This is a genomic window from Virgibacillus halodenitrificans (assembly GCF_001878675.1).
Taxonomy (GTDB): Bacteria; Bacillota; Bacilli; order Bacillales; family Amphibacillaceae; genus Virgibacillus_Q; species Virgibacillus_Q halodenitrificans.
Map to the genome: position 1 here is coordinate 2443629 of NZ_CP017962.1, position 20501 is coordinate 2464129.

General features: G+C 37.5%; 25 protein-coding genes and 1 riboswitch. Of the genes, 3 read left to right on the top strand and 22 right to left on the bottom strand.

Annotated elements, in window-relative coordinates:
* Positions 1-24 precede the first annotated feature (24 nt).
* From BME96_RS12755 to BME96_RS12780, 6 genes are all read right to left on the bottom strand, one after another.
* On the bottom strand, positions 25-249 hold the full coding sequence (locus tag BME96_RS12755) for a hypothetical protein (protein WP_071649245.1): 225 nt from the start codon (positions 247-249) through the stop codon (positions 25-27).
* A gap of 230 nt (positions 250-479) precedes the next feature.
* Complete coding sequence (locus BME96_RS12760; RefSeq protein WP_071649246.1) at positions 480-725, bottom strand: hypothetical protein; 246 nt, start codon at positions 723-725, stop codon at positions 480-482.
* Entirely contained in the window at positions 718-927 is a 210-nt protein-coding gene (locus BME96_RS12765; protein ID WP_071649247.1) for a hypothetical protein, read from the bottom strand. The genes BME96_RS12760 and BME96_RS12765 overlap by 8 nt, the downstream gene beginning before the upstream one ends.
* Positions 928-1143: a hypothetical protein gene (locus tag BME96_RS12770; protein WP_071649248.1), complete on the bottom strand. Its 216-nt coding sequence runs from the start codon at positions 1141-1143 to the stop codon at positions 928-930. It lies immediately after the preceding gene.
* Positions 1140-1412: a group-specific protein gene (locus BME96_RS12775; protein ID WP_071649249.1), complete on the bottom strand. Its 273-nt coding sequence runs from the start codon at positions 1410-1412 to the stop codon at positions 1140-1142. The genes BME96_RS12770 and BME96_RS12775 overlap by 4 nt, the downstream gene beginning before the upstream one ends.
* Positions 1393-1638, bottom strand: a complete 246-nt coding sequence (locus BME96_RS12780; RefSeq protein WP_071649250.1) for a helix-turn-helix transcriptional regulator — start codon at positions 1636-1638, stop codon at positions 1393-1395. The genes BME96_RS12775 and BME96_RS12780 overlap by 20 nt, the downstream gene beginning before the upstream one ends.
* Before the next feature lie 160 nt (positions 1639-1798).
* Between BME96_RS12780 and BME96_RS12785 the strand changes: the two genes are divergently transcribed.
* The 3 genes from BME96_RS12785 to BME96_RS12795 are packed head-to-tail and all read left to right on the top strand — an operon-like array spanning position 1799 to position 3728.
* Entirely contained in the window at positions 1799-2110 is a 312-nt protein-coding gene (locus tag BME96_RS12785) for a helix-turn-helix transcriptional regulator (RefSeq protein ID WP_071649251.1), read from the top strand.
* 11 nt (positions 2111-2121) lie between these two features.
* A complete protein-coding gene (locus tag BME96_RS12790) occupies positions 2122-2583 on the top strand; it encodes an ImmA/IrrE family metallo-endopeptidase (RefSeq protein ID WP_071649252.1) in 462 nt (153 codons plus the stop codon).
* Between the two features lie 11 nt (positions 2584-2594).
* Positions 2595-3728, top strand: coding sequence for a site-specific integrase (locus BME96_RS12795; RefSeq protein ID WP_071649253.1), 1134 nt, complete (start codon positions 2595-2597; stop codon positions 3726-3728).
* Between the two features lie 66 nt (positions 3729-3794).
* On the opposite strand, the gene sufB is transcribed toward BME96_RS12795, so the two are convergent.
* From sufB to BME96_RS12870, 16 genes are all read right to left on the bottom strand, one after another.
* Complete coding sequence (sufB, locus tag BME96_RS12800) at positions 3795-5192, bottom strand: Fe-S cluster assembly protein SufB (protein ID WP_019378653.1); 1398 nt, start codon at positions 5190-5192, stop codon at positions 3795-3797.
* A gap of 44 nt (positions 5193-5236) precedes the next feature.
* The gene (gene sufU / locus BME96_RS12805) at positions 5237-5671 is read right to left on the bottom strand and encodes a Fe-S cluster assembly sulfur transfer protein SufU (protein ID WP_019378654.1); all 435 of its coding nucleotides are present in this window, start codon (positions 5669-5671) and stop codon (positions 5237-5239) included.
* Positions 5661-6881 carry a cysteine desulfurase gene (locus BME96_RS12810; RefSeq protein ID WP_019378655.1) on the bottom strand — a complete coding sequence of 407 codons (1221 nt, stop codon included), beginning with the start codon at positions 6879-6881 and terminating at the stop codon, positions 5661-5663. The genes sufU and BME96_RS12810 overlap by 11 nt, the downstream gene beginning before the upstream one ends.
* Positions 6881-8188: a Fe-S cluster assembly protein SufD gene (gene sufD / locus BME96_RS12815; RefSeq protein ID WP_019378656.1), complete on the bottom strand. Its 1308-nt coding sequence runs from the start codon at positions 8186-8188 to the stop codon at positions 6881-6883. Before sufD ends, BME96_RS12810 begins: the two co-directional genes overlap by 1 nt.
* A gap of 17 nt (positions 8189-8205) precedes the next feature.
* Positions 8206-8991, bottom strand: coding sequence for a Fe-S cluster assembly ATPase SufC (sufC, locus tag BME96_RS12820; protein ID WP_019378657.1), 786 nt, complete (start codon positions 8989-8991; stop codon positions 8206-8208).
* Positions 8992-9895: 904 nt separating this feature from the next.
* Positions 9896-10066, bottom strand: a complete 171-nt coding sequence (locus BME96_RS19875) for a YuzK family famiily protein (RefSeq protein ID WP_019378659.1) — start codon at positions 10064-10066, stop codon at positions 9896-9898.
* A gap of 201 nt (positions 10067-10267) precedes the next feature.
* A complete protein-coding gene (locus BME96_RS12825) occupies positions 10268-11089 on the bottom strand; it encodes a MetQ/NlpA family ABC transporter substrate-binding protein (RefSeq protein ID WP_071649254.1) in 822 nt (273 codons plus the stop codon).
* A 27-nt stretch (positions 11090-11116) separates the two neighbouring features.
* A complete protein-coding gene (locus tag BME96_RS12830; RefSeq protein ID WP_019378661.1) occupies positions 11117-11785 on the bottom strand; it encodes a methionine ABC transporter permease in 669 nt (222 codons plus the stop codon).
* Complete coding sequence (locus BME96_RS12835) at positions 11775-12809, bottom strand: methionine ABC transporter ATP-binding protein (protein WP_071649255.1); 1035 nt, start codon at positions 12807-12809, stop codon at positions 11775-11777. Before BME96_RS12835 ends, BME96_RS12830 begins: the two co-directional genes overlap by 11 nt.
* A 172-nt stretch (positions 12810-12981) precedes the next feature.
* A riboswitch (SAM riboswitch) is annotated at positions 12982-13092 on the bottom strand.
* Positions 13093-13164: 72 nt separating this feature from the next.
* Positions 13165-13479 (bottom strand): thioredoxin family protein, encoded by a 315-nt coding sequence (locus BME96_RS12840; RefSeq protein WP_071649256.1) that lies wholly within the window; start codon positions 13477-13479, stop codon positions 13165-13167.
* A gap of 11 nt (positions 13480-13490) precedes the next feature.
* Positions 13491-13844, bottom strand: a complete 354-nt coding sequence (locus BME96_RS12845; protein WP_019378664.1) for a toprim domain-containing protein — start codon at positions 13842-13844, stop codon at positions 13491-13493.
* Positions 13845-13974: 130 nt separating this feature from the next.
* The gene (gene gcvH / locus BME96_RS12850; protein ID WP_019378665.1) at positions 13975-14358 is read right to left on the bottom strand and encodes a glycine cleavage system protein GcvH; all 384 of its coding nucleotides are present in this window, start codon (positions 14356-14358) and stop codon (positions 13975-13977) included.
* 75 nt (positions 14359-14433) lie between these two features.
* Positions 14434-14790 carry an arsenate reductase family protein gene (locus BME96_RS12855; RefSeq protein WP_071649257.1) on the bottom strand — a complete coding sequence of 119 codons (357 nt, stop codon included), beginning with the start codon at positions 14788-14790 and terminating at the stop codon, positions 14434-14436.
* Positions 14791-14986: 196 nt separating this feature from the next.
* On the bottom strand, positions 14987-16771 hold the full coding sequence (locus tag BME96_RS12860) for an acyl-CoA dehydrogenase family protein (protein ID WP_071649258.1): 1785 nt from the start codon (positions 16769-16771) through the stop codon (positions 14987-14989).
* Positions 16772-16809: 38 nt separating this feature from the next.
* The gene (locus BME96_RS12865; protein ID WP_019378668.1) at positions 16810-17985 is read right to left on the bottom strand and encodes an acetyl-CoA C-acetyltransferase; all 1176 of its coding nucleotides are present in this window, start codon (positions 17983-17985) and stop codon (positions 16810-16812) included.
* Positions 17986-17999: 14 nt separating this feature from the next.
* Positions 18000-20399 (bottom strand): 3-hydroxyacyl-CoA dehydrogenase/enoyl-CoA hydratase family protein, encoded by a 2400-nt coding sequence (locus tag BME96_RS12870; protein WP_071649259.1) that lies wholly within the window; start codon positions 20397-20399, stop codon positions 18000-18002.
* Positions 20400-20501 lie beyond the last annotated feature (102 nt).

A 20501-nucleotide genomic window follows, 5' to 3' on the forward strand; every position in this document is an offset into this window, starting at 1 on the left:
TTAATGTAATTACTAAAGCGCCTGTTAAGCTTCCTCTGAGCACTCTGTGTCCCTCCTCTCCTGCTGAACAGCCAACTTATTAGATAATCTTGCTATAGCATCTAATGTGCTGCAGATTGCCATAGTATAGGAATCACTGAGCAGATTATCTTTCTTGCTTAACTTGCTTCTTTGCTCTCGTAATCGTTCTGCATATCGCTCTAAATCTCCAATTTGATTTACGATTCTTACGCTATCTGGTGTAAACATTGATTAACCCCTCCTATTCCTTTTCACAGTCTTCACATTTTCTTGGATAACCTGGTTCCTCAAAATCTTCTACATATGCGCCACATACTTCACATAACAAACCATTTACAGTCATTTCTGCTAATTCACCCACAACCTCACCTCCTTTTAGTAATTAATAAGTAGATACAAATTCCATAGCAGCATAGCGACAAACAACCCTAGCAGTGACCAATCTAAGCTATCGTATTTCAAAACCAATGCCTCCTGGCATATTCATGGCCTTTATGTTCGTCTCGCTTTAGCTTTTTATGGTTAAAAGCCTTTAGCACTTTTATCCCCTGCTCCAAATCAGCTAAAATCCTATCAGTACCGGAAAACTGTGCCTCTATAGCGCTATCCAATAATTTAAGGCAATTCTTCTGTATATTTACTAATTCATCTGAAGCCTGAAAAAAATCTTCGGATGGATAGTTATCTTGTATCTTGCTAGTCATTTGATTCACCTACCTCGTAATAAGCAATAAATTCAATATTTCCATAAGAGATCTTTAACCATTGAGTTATACCGTAACTTTCCATTTCGATGCGCCCAAAATTTTTATATTGCTTTAGCTTTTCCTCAGCCTCTTTCAAGTTTTCACAGTAGAAAGAAACTTCCACCTTTGCACCTTGTGCTATTAGATCTTCAACTTTCATCTATCTCACCCTCTCTAAGTCGACTGCATAACATACATCTCGATACAACCGCATGACTTCCAGATTGTTATTGATAAAAGCAACTGAGTAATGCTCTGGAATGTTGTAAGCATCTTCTAAGTCTTTCTTTAGTGCCGTTAAGCGTGTGTTACGGACAGGTGACATTTTAATTTCTTTAAATCTTTCCTCGAAGCTTTCCAGTTCTTCAGCTGTCATGATTTTGCCTCCTTTTCTTTTAACCATTTATTAAGGAACTCAGTTGCTTCCTTAGCCGGGAAGTACCACTTACCTCCAATTTTCACTTTCGGAAAATCTTCTTCGTGAAAAAAATTATCTTGGATAGTGTTCCAACTCATGCATGTTCTGCGTCTAAGTTCCTTAGAATCCCAATAAACAAGTTCCTGATCTAATTCTTGCAGCTGTCTTTTAATGGCTTCTTGGTACATTTGCTTTACTGCACTTTCGTCAACTTGAACTTGTAACATTGTCCAACCCCTCCTTAAATCTACTAAAAGTAGAATTAGGTGTAAAAAAAATAATATCTACTGGTAGATTTGTTATCCGACAAAATTCTTTAGCTTTCCCTAAAGGCATTTCGTCAGGGTGCTTCTCCCATTTCATGTACGTATGACGGTGTACCCCTAGCTTTTCAGCTACTTCTGCCTGACTCAAATCTTTAAATAATCTTGCTTGTTTTAAAGTTGCTTCCAAATTATTCACCTCCCGGAAAAAGAATGTAAGTTAATCATAATCTACCAAAAGTAGAATGTCAACTGCAAAAAGGTAGAAAAAGTAGACTTTTTATGTTGAAATTTTTCGACTTATAGTATACAATCTACTTATAATAGAAAATCGATAGAGGGAGATCATTATGGGAATCAGCGAAAATCTAAAAATAATACGAGAAAGATATGACCTAACTCAACAGGACTTAGCAGATATAGCAGGAGTTTCCAATAAAGCTGTTTCAACTTGGGAGAGTGGATCGAAAGAACCTCGTATGGGCGCAATCCAAAAGATAGCTACTCATTTCAATTTGAGAAAAAGCCAAATAATAGAGGATGGCGGTCTAGATGAAGTAGATACAATTGCTGCTCATCATGACGGAGAAGAATGGACGGAAGAAGAATTGACAGAAATAGAAAACTTTAAAAAGTACCTTTTATCAAAGCGTAATAAATAGGAGGGTAATACATGTACGAAAGCTTACAGTCCGAAGCACACGGGCTCGATTTAGATGTCCAGGAACGGGTAATGTTGGAGAGGATTAAAGGGCTGTATGGCGATAATGTCATATGGATTAACAAGAACATAATGACCTCCAGAGAAAAGGCATGCGTATTAGCTGAAGAAATAGGTCACCATTTATTTACGGTCGGAGACATATTAGATCAAAGTAAAATAAACAATGTTAAACAAGAAAACATAGCAAGAAGATGGGCTTTTGCTAAGTTAGTACCATTAGAAGGTTTAATTTACTCTTTTAAACAGGGTTGTAAATCAAGGTACGACATTGCGGAAACACTTAATATTACAGAAGATTTTTTGGAGAATAGCCTGCAATACTATAAAGAAAAGCACGGTTTACAAGTAAGGGTAGACGATCGACACATTATTTTTTTTGATCCGTTAGCAATACATGAAGAAATAAGATAGGAGGAAACATTGTGGCTAGTTTTCGCAAAATTGATGGTAAATGGGAATATAGAGTGCGTTACAAACAAGGAGATAAGTATAAAGAAAAGTCTAAGCGTGGATTTAAGACGAAAAAAGAAGCTCAATTAGCTGCAGCAAAAGTAGAGACAGATATTGAACAATTTGGCTTCTCTGAGAATGGAGAAGAGTATCTAGATAAATTCATCTTGGATTGGTTAGAAGTATATAAAAAACCCAACCTTAAACCAATTACGTATTCCGTACAAGAAAGAAATGTGAGATTAAATATAATTCCTCGATGGGGAAAGTATAGACTAAAACAAATTAATAGGACAGAGTACCAAAAGTGGCTTAACAAGCTTACAGATAAATATTCAGAGGGTACCATTAGAAGAATACATTCGATAATGAATTCTGCTTTAAGTAGTGCGGTACACGATTTTAATATTCTTTATTCAAATCCTATCGCTAAATCAAAAATCCCTAAAAAGGATAAAGAAGAACAACTTAAATACTTTACGAAAAAAGAATTAGAAATATTTTTATCTCATTGCCATCCAGTTAAAAAATCTAAATACAAACATTCTATCCAATACTCGGTATTATTCACTCTAATGTCAAGAACTGGTTTGAGGATCGGGGAAGCATTGGCACTCCACTGGTCTGATATAGAAGGTGATAAATTAACAATAAATAAAAATCTCGTTTACCCTTTAAACTCTACTCCTTATATATCTACACCTAAAACTAAGAACAGCACAAGAGTTATTAAATTAGATGATCACGTTTTATTTATGTTAAAGCGCCATAAAACAAATCAAAAAGAAATGTATCTACGGTACCCAACTTACAAAAGGCCTGCTGAAGATCTTTTATTCCACCAACAAGACGGAAGATGGTTGAGAACTAATGTAGTAAGAGATTATTTCAAAGAAGTATGTAAACGAGCAGGATTGACTATATTATCCCCTCATGCTTTAAGACATTCTCATGCAGTGCATTTGTTAGAATCAGGTGCTTCAATTAAATATGTATCAAATCGTTTAGGACATGCCGGAATAAAAACAACTGCTGACACATATCTGCACATTACCGAAAAAATCGAGAATGATGCAATTGAAATGTACCAGCAGTATTTAAATTAACTTTTTTGTGGGTGAATTGTGGGTGAGAGACCACCCACCAATCGTTCAACCCACTGTTATCAATGGTTAGCCAATAGACCCTTCCATCTCAAATTTGATGAGACGGTTCATTTCAACAGCATATTCCATTGGAAGTTCTTTTGTAAATGGCTCAATAAAGCCCATTACAATCATTTCAGTTGCTTCTTCTTCACTTAAGCCGCGGCTCATTAGATAGAAAAGCTGTTCCTCTGAAACTTTGGATACTTTTGCTTCATGTTCCAATGAGATATTATCATTATTAATTTCGTTATATGGAATAGTATCTGATGTTGATTCATTATCCATAATCAACGTATCACACTCAATGTTGGAACGAGCACCAGAAGCTTTCCGTCCAAAGTGTACGATACCTCGGTAGGATACTTTCCCACCATGCTTAGAAATTGACTTAGATACAATAGAAGATGACGTATTTGGTGCCAAGTGATGCATTTTAGCACCAGCATCCTGCAATTGTCCTTTTCCGGCAATAGCAATAGAGAGGGTCATTCCACGTGCACCTTCTCCTTTTAAGAGCACTGCAGGATATTTCATAGTCAACTTGGAGCCGATGTTACCATCAATCCATTCCATCGTAGCATTTTCATCACAAGTCGCACGTTTTGTTACTAGGTTATATACATTATTTGCCCAGTTTTGAATAGTAGTGTAACGACAATACGCATCCTTTTTAACAAAGATTTCTACTACCGCACTGTGAAGAGAATTTGTTGTATAAACCGGCGCAGTACAACCTTCCACATAGTGTACTGAAGCACCCTCATCCACAATGATTAATGTTCTTTCAAACTGTCCCATATTTTCTGAATTAATACGGAAATATGCTTGTAGCGGTGTACTTGTTTGTACACCCTTCGGTACGTAGATGAAAGAACCACCAGACCATACAGCAGAGTTTAATGCTGAAAACTTATTGTCTGTAGCAGGAATTACTTTACCGAAGTATTCTTTAAATAGCTCTTCATTTTCTTTCAGTGCGGTATCCGTATCTTTAAAGACAATACCCAACTCTTCCAGATCTTCTTTTAAGCTATGATAAACTACTTCAGATTCATACTGAGCAGAGACACCAGCAAGATATTTTTGTTCTGCTTCCGGGATACCAAGCTTATCAAATGTCTGCTTGATTTCCTCTGGAACTTCATCCCATGTGCGCCCTTGTTTTTCTGAAGGTTTTACGTAATAAACGATCTCATCAAAATTCAATTCTGATAGATCTCCGCCCCACTGTGGCATTGGACGTTCATAAAAATGTTCTAAAGCTTTCAAACGGTAATCAAGCATCCACTGTGGTTCTTCTTTCATTCTGGAAATTTCTTCTACTACTTCGCGTGTAAGTCCTTTACCAGAGCGAAAAACAGAAACATCTCGGTCGTGAAAGCCATATTTATATTCTTCCATTTCCGGCATATTTTTTGCCATGTTAAAAACCTCCTTTAAGGTGTATGTGTTTCTTTAACAACAACTTACTCTTCATTAACACCTTTTTCCATTGCCTTCCAAGCAAGTGTTGCACATTTAATACGTGCAGGGAATTTAGCAACTCCCTGTAATGCTTCTATATCCTCAAGGCTTAGTTTATCCATGTCGACATCTTCACCTAACATCATTTTGGAAAATAACTCGGACATTTCCAATGCATCATCTATTTTTTTGCCTTTTACAGCCTGCGTCATCATAGAAGCAGACGCCATACTTATGGAGCAACCTTCTCCATCAAATTTTGCTTCCTGAACAATTCCATCTTCTACTTGTAATTGAAGCTGGATGCGATCCCCACAAGTCGGGTTATTCATATCTACGGTTAGTACATCTCCTTCGATAACACCTTTATTGCGGGGGTTTTTGTAATGATCCATAATGACTTGTCTGTAAAGGGTATCAAGGTTATTAAAAGACATTACCAAAGAACTCCTTCGTTTTTAAAAGTCCATCTACTAAACGGTCTACATCTTCTTCTGTATTATATAAATAAAAGCTTGCTCTTGCAGTTGCTGTTACATCCAACCATCTCATTAAAGGTTGTGCGCAATGATGACCTGCACGTACAGCAATTCCCTCTGCATCAAGGGCAGTTGCAGTATCATGTGGATGAACATCATCCAGATTGAAAGTTACCAACGCAGCTCGTTCTTCCGGACCAAATATGGAAATACCATCAATTGTTCTCATTTGTTTCATAGCATAGTCAGCTAACTTATGCTCATGCTCCAATATGTTATCCATTCCCACTTCATTTAAAAAATCGATTGCTGCACCTAACCCGATGGCCCCTGCAATAATAGGTGTTCCACCTTCAAATTTCCAAGGCAATTCCTTCCAGGTAGAATCATAAAGGTTTACAAAATCAATCATTTCTCCACCAAATTCTACTGGTTCCATTTTTTCTAACAATTCCTTCTTACCATACAATACCCCTATTCCAGTTGGTCCACACATTTTGTGACCGGAAAATGCATAGAAATCACAGTCCATTTTTTGCACATCAACCTGCATATGTGGTGCTCCTTGTGCACCATCAACTAGTAAAACAGCACCTTGGTCATGAGCCACTTTGGCTATGTCGGTAATAGGGTTAATTGTCCCCAACACATTAGAAACATGTGTAATGGCGACAATTTTTGTATTGGAAGTAACCGTCTTTTTGACATCTTCCATTGACACGGTTCCATCATCCTGTAAAGGAATATATTTCAACGTTGCACCAGTCTTCTTGACAACCTGTTGCCATGGGATTATATTGCTATGATGTTCCATTTGAGTAATAACAACCTCATCACCCGGCTCTAAATTGGCCTGACCATAACTTGATGCAACCGTATTTATTGCTGTAGTAGTGCCGCGAGTAAAGATAATTTCAGCTGTACTTTTTGCATTAATAAAGCGTCGAACCTTCTCACGTGCACCTTCGTATTTTTCAGTGGCTCTTGTTCCTAACGTGTGAACACCTCGATGGACATTTGAGTTGTCTTCACGATAATAATTGTTCACAGCATCTATAACTGAGGCCGGCTTCTGCGACGTCGCTGATGAATCCAAATACACTAATGGGTGTCCATTTACTTCCTGTTGTAAAATAGGAAATTGTTGCCTGATGGCTTTCACATCCATTAGTATACCTTCCTTTCAATAACTTGTGTTAATTGATTTTTAACAGATTCAATTGGCAATTGATTTACAACTGGAGCAAGGAACCCATGAATAATGAGACGCTCAGCTTCTGCCTGTGAAATACCGCGGCTCATCAAATAATACAATTGGAGTGGATCCACGCGTCCAACTGAAGCTGCGTGTCCAGCTGTTACGTCATCTTCATCAATTAATAGAATTGGATTAGCATCACCACGTGCTTTTTCACTAAGCATCAGCACTCGTGATTCTTGCTCTGCATTTGACTTGGAAGCACCATGTTCAATTTTTCCTATTCCATTAAATATAGAAGTTGCACTTTCTTTCATTACCCCATGTTGTAGAATATGCCCTTCAGAATTTTTACCGAAATGGACAATCTTGGCGGTAAAGTTTTGAATTTGTTTACCACGTCCGACAGATACTGTTTTTGCGTTGGAAACAGCATTATCACCAATCAGGTGCGTAATATTTTCAGATACGGTGTTTCCGTCGTTCATTTGACCTAATGCCCAGTCAATTGTAGCATCACGGTAAGCGACCCCACGACGGTTATTGTAGACGGTAGTACCGGAAGCGAAATTGTCAACTGCACCAAATGAAATCTTGGCATTATCCTGTGCAATTACTTCAGTAACAATATTGGCTACAGTTTCCTCGTTTTGGTTCTGGGAAATATAGTTCTCTACATAAGTTAGAGAGCTATTTTCTTCTGCTACCACAAGGACATGGTTAAAAAGTGCTGCTTCGGGATCTTCTTGCCAAAAAATAGTTTGGATTGGAACATCAATCTGAACATTTTTCGGTACATGTACAAATATACCGCCATTCATTAAAGCAGCATGTAGTGCTGTTAAGCGATGCTCGTCAACGGATACAGCGTCTTTCATGTAATAACGCTGCACTAATTCTCCGTGCTCTTTAAGTGCTGTGAATATATCTGTAAAAATTACACCTTTGTCTCTTAATTCCTTACTTAGCGTGCTATAAGCAACAGAGTTATTCCGTTGAATAAGTAAGTTTTCAGGAGCATTATCCTTATCAAGGAATTCTTCCAGCTCGGCAGGCAATTCCTTCAAAGAAGAAAATGTTTCTCCCTCTGCACCATGCTTAAAACGAGTGAAGTTCCATCTGTTAATCTTTGTTTTATCAGGCTTTGGCATTTCTAAGTGTTCTGCTTGCTCCAAGGCCTGCAGACGCAATTCCTTCATCCAAGCAGGTTCGTTTTGATTTACTGAATAATTTTCTACATACGACTTATCGTATGGCAGCTTTGTTTCCACAGTCATGTTACCCCTCCTTACTTCTACGCGTTTTGCCCTACAGTTTCGTCTTCAATTCCTAGTTCTTCCTTAATCCAATCATAACCTTCTGCTTCAAGACGTTGAGCAAGCTCCGGTCCTCCTGATTTAACGACACGACCTTGCATCATTACATGAACATGGTCAGGTGTAATATAGTTTAGCAAACGTTGGTAATGGGTAATTATTAAACAACCGAAATTATCATCACGTAACTTATTAATTCCTTTGGAAACCACTTTTAATGCATCGATATCCAACCCAGAATCAATCTCATCCAAAATAGCGATTTCTGGTTTCAACAACATTAATTGAAGAATCTCGTTACGCTTTTTCTCCCCACCTGAGAATCCTTCGTTCAAATAACGTTGTGCCATATTTTTATCTATTTCTAGAAAATCAAGCACGCTATCCATTTCTTTAATGAATTTCATTAATGAGATTTCGTCTCCTTCTTCGCGACGAGCATTAATAGAAGAACGTAGGAAATCAGATGTGGTGACTCCGCTAATTTCACTTGGATACTGCATTCCAAGGAACAAACCTGCACGCGCACGCTCATCTACTTCCATTTCAAGAACGTCTTCTCCATCAAGGTGGACAGACCCATCTGTAATTTCATATTTAGGATGACCCATAATTGCAGAAGCAAGTGTGGATTTACCAGTACCGTTTGGTCCCATAACAGCATGGAATTCTCCACCTTTTATTGTAAGGTTTACACCTTTTAATATCTCTTTACCTTCGATTGACACATGTAGATTCTTGATTTCTAACGTTGACCCTGCCATATCTATACCTCCAGTTACTAGTAATTTAATTATATTTGAATAGATAAGATATCCATTCTCAATTTATTCTCATTACAATCTTAAATCATTTCGAATGTATTATCAACTCTTTTAGGTTGTATGGTTTATAAGGATTAAAACTTTATTCTTCTAAGCTTAAGGATTGTCATTTTGGTTTCAGTTAAATTCATTTTTCTTTACCGTTTCTAAGTATAATGGATGAGCATATTTTTTAACCTTACATTATGTAATTACAATGTCACCCAACAAACGTTCCAATTATTTGTAGAGTTGGAGAGAAATGCGATCTAGTGGATGGAGCACCAAATCGCTGCGGAAAAATATTACGCTTTCCGCGGGCGGCCTGCAAGCCTCCTCGAACTCGGGCCTGCAGGATGCTGGTTACAAAGGCGTTGTCACAGGACGTGACGAACTTAGCCTTTGTTCCTAATTAGTTCCGTTCTGCGGGGTCTCGCTAGTCTCGCTTTTCCCGCGCTACGTCAGCAAGGCATCGCACGAAGAAAATGTGTATTTCCATTTTCGAGGAGTCTTCATACTTTTCCTCCGCTTGGATGTGTTAGTAATATCGTCACATCGTAGTGATAATTGATAATATATTTGGCGGCAAAGAAGACACTGCGAGATTACGAGCAGATTTCGCACTTGTACCCGGAGGTGTGAAAGCGTCCGCATGCAACGGAATTCAATGGGGCTTACCTCTTCAATATTTCAGTGAGCTTTCCAACAACAAAGATATTTTTCATACGTAACTTAAATACCAAAAGTTAGTTTACATTTTATCTATTTCCCGAACTAATCTAATACTTCTACATAATATAGTGCCCTTTCTTAAAGCATAGCAATACCGATGCCCACAAGGACACCGGTACAATGAATTCTCTATTTATCTCTGTATTTGGCTTTCTAAGTCCGCTTTCAGCTGTTTGCATTGTTCATATTCACGTTCTCTTCTTTTTTCTACTGCGAGACGATTTTCCAACTTACGTTCATACTCTGCATACCCAATTTTATGGGATTGTTGCATAGCTTTCTCCATTTCAGGAGTGTAATTCATACTTATTCCACTATTAATAGTGAATCATCCTTTCGGTTTGTTTACGTTACTTATCGTAACACAAGGACAATTCCCGCTTCAATGAGCTTATAAACGTATAAGTAAGGATTTAACTCCATATGAGGTGGTAATATTCAGAATGTGCATCCCCTACATAAACATTTCGCTTATTTCAAGCATATACTGTTAAATGCTCAGTATTTACTCATTGCTTCCCACTGGGACAACTGCACCATCATATTTTTCCAATATATAGTCCTGGATCTCTTTGGAATGAAGAACTTCAACCAATTTATTTAGTGCTTTATTATCTTTATCTTCAGCTTGGACTGCAATCACATTCACATATGGTGACTTTTCGTCCTCAATAAATAAGGCATCTTCCGTAGGATTCAGTTCTGCCCCAATTGCGTAGTTTGTATTAATAACCACAAGGGCATTCTCTTCTGTTTCATATAGTTCCGGCAATAAAGCTGGATCATAATCTGGTGTGAACTTCAAATTTTTAGGGTTTTCTACAATGTCATCTACTGTAGCCTCAGCTTTTTTCACATTCTTATCCAATTTAATTAAACCCTCTTTTTCAAACAATGCGAGTACACGGCCACGATCAGAAACAGAATTGCTCATAATAACCTCAGTACCATCAGGTATTTCCTTCATACTCTTAATTCCTTTTGAGTAAGCTCCCATTGGTTCAATGTGTATACCATCAATATAATCCAGTTCATAGCCTGTATCTTCTATAGTCTGTTCTAAATAAGGTATATGCTGAAAGTAATTCGCATCTAAATCTCCGTTTGCCAAATCATCATTAGGTAATACATAGTCCTCATATTGTTCTATTTCCAATGTAATGCCTTCTTCTTTAAGTAAAGGTTTTGCCTCTTCTAATATTTCAGCATGGGGCACACTCGATGCTCCTACTTTAATTGTATTTTCATCTGAAGCTTTGTCCTCCCCACCACATGCTGCTAAAACAAGTGCCAATAATAATGATACAAAAGCAATAAATTTATTCATGTTAAGTTCCTCCTGATTAATTTTAATTTATCTCTTATCCAGCTTGTTAGCGATATAGTCTCCAATAAATTGGAAAATAAATACAATAATTACAATGATAATGGAACAAATCAATACAATATCGAAGTCACGACGCTGGAACCCGGAATAATATGCATAGCTTCCCAAACCACCAGCCCCAATTGCTCCGGCCATTGCTGTATAACCAATTAAGGCAATTGCCGTTACTGTTAACCCTGAAATAAGAGCAGGCATTGACTCAGGCAATAATACCTTGAAAATAATTGTGCTAGTTTTAGCTCCCATTGCTTTGGCTGCTTCCACAACACCTTTATCTACTTCTCTCAATGCAATTTCTACTAATCTTCCGTAAAAAGGAGCTGCTCCAATAATTAAGGCAGGCAATGCGCCATTTGGTCCACGGATCGTACCCATGAGAAAATTAGTGAATGGAAATAACAATAGTATAAGAATAATGAAAGGGATAGCTCTAAATATATTTACAAACGCAGCTACAACAAAGTGCACAAACTTATTTTGCCATATTCCATTTTTTGTTGTTAGATATAAAAGTAACCCAAGTAATATACCAAGAATAAACGTCCCAATTAAAGCAATGATTGTCATATAAAAAGTTTCATAAGTGGCGACCCAAAAATCTTCCAAATTAATATTTGGGAATAAATCAGTTAACATGCTGTACAACCTCCAATTCTACAGAGGTTTCTTTTTCGATATACTGAATAGCTTGTTTTATTTCAGTCTGGTCACCATCCATTTGTACAAATAGTGAACCATAAGCCCCTGCCTGTGTCTGTGTGATTTTACCCTGTAATATATTAATGTCTACATTAAATTTTTTAGCAACTTGACTGATCAGGGCTTGGTTAGTAGTTTCTCCAACAAAATGCAATCGTATAATTGTTCCGTGTTTGTATGACTGGATAAGTTGCTGTAAGTCTTCTTCCTCTTCATTACTACCCATTACCTGTTCTACAAATTTACGTGTAACTTCTTGTTTTGGTTTTAAAAAGACATCTAGGACGTTTCCTTGCTCCACAATCTTGCCACTCTCCATTACAGCAACTCGATTACAAATTTTGCGTATAACATGCATCTCGTGAGTTATCAAGATAATGGTCAAGCCAAGTTTATTATTAATGTCCACTAATAAATCCAGAATTGAATTTGTAGTTTCAGGGTCCAGAGCAGATGTAGCTTCATCACAAAGCAAAACTTTTGGTTTGTTTGCCAATGCCCGGGCTATACCTACACGCTGTTTCTGTCCTCCGCTTAGTTGAGAAGGATATGCATTTTCTTTACCTGCTAAACCAACCAAATTAATTAATTCCTGTACTCTGTCATCTCGCTCAGTTTTAGGCACACCTGAAATTTCTAAAGGAAACGTAATATTCTCTTTTACCGTTCGAGACCATAATAGATTAAAATGTTGAAATATCATCCCAATTTCCTGACGAGCTAATCGAAGTCCTTTTGTTTTCAAGGAACTAATTTCCTGGTTATTAATTGTTATTTGGCCTCCCGTTGGTTCTTCCAAGCGATTCAACAAGCGTACAAATGTACTTTTTCCCGCTCCACTATAACCAATAAATCCAAAAATATCACCTTCATTAATGGTCAGGGTTATATTATCAACTGCTGTCACTTGATTATGTGCATCTGTGTTAAAAATTTTGCTTAAACCCTTTATCGAAATCACGCTTAATCCTCCTCATAAACTACAACAAGCCTATTTTACCCTAAAAGATTGTTTCTACATCAAAATAAGGGGGCTCAGAATAATTGTAAAAGCTTTATAATTTATACACCTACAAAATTAAAAACGTCTTTCTGCAAGAGAACAGAAAGACGTTAGTTATTGTCATTTCGTTCTCTCATCTTCCAAAGCTTTCACTTTGCTGGAGTTAGCACCTTTCAAACAGAAATGTTTGAAGGTTGCCGCGGTTTCACAGGGCCAGTCCCTCCACCGCTCTAGATAAGAGTCACGTTATTAAGTTTAAATTTAATAGACAAATAGTATCATGCGCCTGACATATTGTCAATCGTTTATATAATCAACTCGATAAGAACAATTCTGGTTTATATTCCAATAGATACGTGTAAAGATTACCGATTGACTTAAATGCATACACTTTTTCTTTAATTTCATTTTTTTGCTTAATTAATAAGCAAGGTACACTCTCCACCTCATTTTCAAGCATGAATTCAGGGTGTAAAGAAGCATTCATAGTAAGAAAAAGGTTTTCCTTATGAACAGTTTCAATCTTTTCAAGCATCCCTTTGGCTACTGAGCAGGTACCGCAAAAGGGGGTATAAATATAAAGTAAATACTCAGACTGCTCTAATTGATCTGTCTTAATTTCCTGCAAAAAATCACCTTCTAAAGAAGGAACATTGGGTTTACAGCTATCCGTTTATTTAACAAAGCTGCTGCCAAAATATGTTCCGGGGTTGTAGCAACTTCACGATATTCACTACTTACATAAATGTGCTCGGCGTGAGGTAGTTCTCGCGCTAGTTGTTTTCTGAGCTTCCAGCCGGAACGATCCTCATCAACAAAAATAAACACGTCTTTATAATCCAAATGATATGTTTCCAGAAGTTCATCGAACCTCTCGACCCCAAGGGTTCCGTTTGTACAAATAATTGTAACATCATCTGTGATTACTTTGTTTATTTGCTTTTTGTCTGTTAATCCTTCCACAATAATTACCTTTTCAGATTCATGAGCCATGATTACACAACACCTCTCAGGAATTCAAGCAATATGGTCTACATAATTCATTATATGATGAAAACAAGGCTGGCTATACAACCTTTTTAAAAGTTATATGCCAGCCCAGTTAAATTGAATTTATTTATAATTAGTCTTCTTTAATGAATTCCTCATATTTATCGCTTGATAAAAGGTCATCCATTTCATCATTGTTGGATGGTTCAACAACGATCATCCATGCTTTTTCGTATGGAGATTCGTTTACAAATTCAGGGCTATCTTCAAGTTCTTCATTTACTTCTACAACTTTACCACTGATTGGTGCATAAAGCTCAGAAACAGTTTTAACTGATTCCACACTACCAAATGGCTCGTCTAACTCAATTTCTTCGCCAACTTCTGGTAATTCTACAAAAACAATATCTCCCAGTTCATCTTGAGCGAAGTCAGTAATCCCAATACGGACTTTATTATCTTCTTTTTTTACCCATTCATGTTCTTCTGAATATAATAGATCTTTTGGTAAGTTCATTGCTATCCCTCCATTAGATAATTCCAATTTAACTATACAAGTTATAATCATTTTTTTCTAGTGTTTTATCTTATTTTATAACCAATTTTCGTTAAATGATTCTTCTTTATACCCTACTGTTACCTTTTGACCATCCGTTACAATCGGCCGCTTGATTAACATACCATCAGATGCCAGCCATTCTGCCATCTGAGAAACGGTTGCATCTTTAATCTTTTCTTTCATATTTAATTCCCGATATTTCATTCCACTAGTGTTAAAAAATTTCTTTGCAGGTAAACCGCTCTTATCAATTAATTCTTCTATTTCTCCCTTAGTGGGTGGGTTCTCCACAATATGTATAGGCTCGTAAGAAATGCTATGATCATCCAACCATTTTTTTGCTTTTTTACACGTACCACAGTTTGGGTACCAATAAAACGTTACCGCCATCACACATCTTCCTTTCTTATGTATACTATTAAGAGTATATCAAATTTGATTATATAGTAAGAAAAGTAATGCTTAGTTCTGGTTTTAAGAATATGGATTATGTGGTGTATGTTAACTAATTAACTGCTTTTCACGCCTCCTACAAAGGAATAAAAAAATCCCACCGCAAGTAATCGGTAGGATTTCCAGTAAAATACTAGACTGTATATTTTTCTTCTTCAATTATTTTAGCTGCAATTTCACGTTTCTTTTCAATGACATTTGTCGGGGTGTGACGAGTTAACTTTCTTAATGAAGAAAGCATCATACGTAATGTGTCTCCTGATTCTACAGCAATTAATGTTTCTTTAGCATCTGCCTCAATTTTGTTAAATGCTTCTTGAACATAAACCTGTGTATAAAGAAGTTTTTGTTTATTCTTTTCTGCCCCTGATTTTTCTATTGCTTTTTCAGTTCGAAGAATAGCAGCTTCCATATTATAAACTTCTGAAGTCATATCAGCCAGATTAACTAGGATCTCCTGTTCCTGGTCAAGCTTTTTCATATACTTTTGAGCTGCTAATCCTGCACCAAGCAATACCATTTTTTTAGCATTTTTTAATAGATGCTTCTCTTGCTCCAATGGTTCAATACCAACTTCCTCTGGCATCATCATCATAAGTTCCTCTTGTAAGCTTTGTGCTTTTTGAAGTAATGGCAGTTCACCTTTCATCGCTTTTTTCAATAGAGTACCAGGTACGATAAATCTATTTATTTCATTAGTTCCTTCGAAAATGCGATTGATTCTTGAATCGCGATACATCCGCGCTACTTCATATTCTTCCATAAATCCATAACCACCGTGCAACTGAACAGCTTCATCCACAACGTAATCCAGACACTCCGTTGCTGTATATTTATTCATAGAACACTCAATTTGATATTCAGCAATGGCTCGCGCAACCTCACGCCCATCCTTTAGTTGTTCATCACTTAGTGCCCCCATCCGCTGTTCAAATAAACCTACAGTACGATACACAGCACTTTCATTCGCATAAGTTTTAGCAGCCATAGTAGCTAATTTTTCCTTTGTTAAAGAAAAACTGGCGATTGGCGTACCAAATTGCTTTCTTTCTTTAACATACTTTGTAGCCACTTCTATTGCACGTTTTGAACCGCCAACTCCTCCAATTGCAAGCTTATAACGTCCAACGTTTAGAATATTAAATGCAATGATATGTCCGCGACCTTTTTCACCTAATAAATTATCAACAGGGACTTCTGCATCCTCTAAAATTAATGTGCGTGTAGAAGAACTCTTAATCCCCATTTTCTTTTCCTCTGGGCCGGTTGATACTCCAGGGAATTCTCTTTCTACAATAAACGCGCTAAAGTGCTCACCATCTATTTTTGCATACACAATAAATACATCAGCAAAAGCAGAGTTCGTAATCCACTGTTTTTCACCATTTAAAACATAGTGCGTACCTGCCTCATTAAGCTTTGCGGTAGTCTTTGCGCCTAAAGCATCTGAACCTGAACTTGGTTCAGTTAAAGCATATGCTGCCAACAATTCACCAGTTGCTAGTTTAGGCAAATATTTTTCTTTCTGTTGATCATTCCCAAAAAAGACTATTGGTAAAGAACCGATACCTACATGCGCTCCATGTGTTACAGAAAAACCTCCGGCTCTTGAAAATTTTTCAGTAATTAATGAGGAGCTTATTTTATCTAAAGCTAATCCACCATATTCTTCAGGTACATCTGCACCTAATAAGCCTAAATCCCCCGCTTTTTTCAACAAATCAACAGAATGTTCAAATTCATGATTCTCTAGGTTATCTATCTTAGGCAAAACCTCTCCAATCACAAAATCCTCCGTTGTTTTTGCGATCATTTTATGCTCTTCTGTAAAATCTTCTGGTGTTATTACATCTTCCCCTCTTAAATCCTCAACTAAAAATGCGCCACCTTTGAAAAGTCTTTCTTTTGTTTCACCCATATTAAATCGACCCTCTCCATTTTAGAATATTTTTTATCCTATACGAGTTCAAATACCCCTGCAGCGCCCATACCGCCACCAATGCACATTGTTACTACACCAAATTGAACCTGCTGTCTCTTCATCTCATTAATCAAGCTTAACGTTAGCTTTGTTCCTGTCATACCAAGTGGATGACCAAGGGCGATGGCTCCACCATTTACATTTACCTTTGCAATATCTAAATCCAATGCTTCGATAACACGTAAAGATTGGGAAGCAAATGCTTCGTTCAGTTCAAACAGACCGATATCTGCTAGTTGTAACCCAGCAATTTTTAATGCTTTAGGAATAGCCTCAACAGGGCCGACTCCCATAATCTCAGGTTCAACACCAGCTACAGCAAAGGACCGGAATTTCACAAGTGGTACTAATCCTTCTGCCAACGCTTTTTCCTTATCCATAACCAACACAGATGCAGCGCCATCACTCATTTGCGACGAATTCCCAGCTGTCACTGATCCTTTCACATGGAAAGCAGGGCGAAGTTTTGCCAATACCTCTGTAGTGGTTCCTACACGCACACCCTCATCCATTTCAAATGTGAATTTCTTTTCTTCTACTTTATTATTTTTTCCAATCACTCGCTCTGTAATTTCTACAGGAACAATCTCTTCAGTAAATTTACCTTCTTGGATTGCTTTGGCTGCACGTTCATGACTTTGAGCAGCAAACATATCTTGGTCAGTACGTGATATTCCAAAACGGTTCGCTACTTCTTCAGCCGTATGTCCCATCCCCATATAGTAACCAGGCGCATCCTGAACAAGCTTCGAATTAGGCTTGATAACATGACCACCCATTGGAATCAGACTCATAGATTCTGCTCCACCAGCTATAATGGTGTCACTTGACCCTACCATAATACGTTCAGCAGCAAATGCGATGCTTTGTAATCCTGATGAACAATAACGGTTGATCGTGATGCCGGGGACATCTTGCTTCAAGCCCGCAAGACCAGCTATATTACGGGCCATATTCATTCCTTGTTCAGCTTCAGGCATAGCGCATCCAATAATTACATCATCAATTGTTCCTTCATAATTACCAGCACGCTTTAATGTTTCTTTTATCGTTAAGGCTGCTAAATCATCTGGGCGACTATTTTGTAGTGATCCTTTTTTTGCTTTTCCTACAGGGGTTCTAGCTCCTGCAACAATAACTGCTTCCTTCACATTCCTTCCCCCTTTTAATTTCGTAATGGTTTTCCTTTTAATAACATGTGCTGCATTCTTGCTTGTGTTAATGGTTCTCCTATTAAACTAAGAAATGCTTCTCTTTCCAAATCCAACATGACCTGCTCGTCTAGTAAAGTACCTTCTTTAATTCTTCCCCCTGATAGTACAAATGCCAGTTTCTCAGCTATTTTCACATCATGATCAGAAGCATATCCGCTTAATTGCAAGTTTTTCGCTCCTAATAACATAGCAGCATAACCAGAATCACCGACTACTGGTACCTTCTCTCGTTTTGGTGCTTGGTAGCCTGCTTTCGCTAAAGATAACACCTTCTCTTTTGCATCATGCAATAGATGATCAGCGTTTTTACTTATCGCATCATTATAATTTAAGAAGCCATTCTCTCTTGCTTCTTCTGCAGAAGTAGATACTTTAGCTGTCGCTACTTTTTCAAATACATCATTAGCAACTTTTGAAAGGTCAAAATCTACCCCGTCAGGTATATTACGCAACTCTTTAAGATAAAGCTCTTTTGTACCACCACCACCAGGAATTAAACCAACACCGAATTCAACGAGCCCCATATACGTTTCCGGAGCTGCTTGAATAGCTGCCGCTGGTAAGGAAACTTCTGCTCCTCCCCCTAATGTCATATTAAATGGAGCAGCGATAACTGGTTTGTTTGCATATTTTATAGACATCGCCATATTTTGGAATTGACGTACGACCATTTCCAGTTCAAAGAAGTTATCATCCTGTGCCTCCATCAGCATCATACCCAGGTTGGCACCTACACAGAAATTTTTACCTTGATTACCGATAACAAGGCCCTCATAATTTCTGTCTGTTTCTTCAATGGCATAATTCATCATTTGGATTATGTCAAGACCGATAGCATTGCTCAGTGAGTGGAATTCCAACCCTAAGACTCCATCTCCTAAATCTATTAAACTTGCGCCCGTATTCTTTTTAATGACCCCTTTTGTTTCTTTAATTAATTGAAGATTAATTTCTTTTTTATTAAACTTCTGCTTTTTGTACTCTCCTTGGTCATAATAAAAGACCTTTCCATCTTCTTTCCTATAAAAAGATGTATTGCCATCTTCAAGGAATTTCATTACCCAAGCCGGTATCCTTTCGTCTTCCTCTTGCATACGCTGAATGGATTTTTCCACACCAATAGCATCCCATGTCTCGAAAGGACCAATCTCCCATCCAAATCCCCACTTCATTGCCTCATCAATAGAAACGATATCATCCGCGATTTCACCTAGTAATTCCGCTGAATAAAGCAGTACTGGCTTTAATATAGACCATACAAGATCGCCTGCTCTATCGCCCTTTGATGATACAAGCGCTTTCAATTTATTCTTCGTTCCTTTTTCTTGTTTAGCCATTTCAGTAGCTGCGGTTTTTAATTTCTGTCTCTCTTCATACTCCAATGTTTCCGGATTTAGTTCATATATAGTGCTGCCACTCTTTTCTTTTTTCTTAAGGAAAAATCCCTGCCCGCTTTTAGCACCGAGCCAGCCCTTTTCATGCATTTTTGTCATGAATTCCGGTACATCAAATACTTCTTTTTCTGGTCCTTCAACTTGATCATATACATTTTTTGCAACATGAATAAAAGTATCCACCCCAACTACATCCAAGGTTCTGAAGGTAGCGCTTTTCGGTCTGCCAATCATTGGACCGGTAACCGAATCTACTTCTCCAACACGATAGCCGCCTTTTAACATTTCTCTTACTGTCACAAGCAAACCATAGGTCCCTATCCTGTTTGCAATAAAGTTAGGTGTGTCCTTTGCTTCCACTACGCCTTTACCAAGTACATTTTCTGCAAATTTCTTCATAAACTGAAGTACTTCTTTATCTGTATCTTTTGTTGGAATGATTTCCAATAACTTTAAATATCTTGGAGGGTTAAAAAAGTGTGTTCCCATGAAATGTTTACGAAAATCTTCTGATCGTTCTTCTGCCATCGCTTCGACAGAAATCCCAGATGTATTTGAGCTTACAATAGAACCTTCTTTTCGATATTTATCTACTTTAGAAAATACTTTTTTCTTCACTTCCAGATTTTCAACAACTACTTCAATAATCCAATCTGCTTCCGCCAATTTCTCCATATCATCGTCCATATTACCAACTTCTATTAGATCTAACGTTTTCTTAGAAGTAATTGGTGATGGTTTTTGCTTTAAAAGAGCTTGTTTGCTTTCGGCTGCCATCCTGTTTCGTACAGCAGGATCCTCTAAACTAAATCCTTTCTCCAGCTCTTTTTTTGTTAACTCACGTGGAACGATATCAAGCATAATTGTCGGAATACCTAAGTTAGCCAAGTGAGCAGCAATTCCCGAACCCATTACGCCTGACCCTAATACCGCGGCACGCCTGATTGATTGCTTCATCTTTTGTCCCCCATTCTCATTTTGAATGAATACTCATTCATTTTATTGCGAAAATAAAAAGATAGCTCCCTATCCATCTATTACTACTATAAAATACTTTCT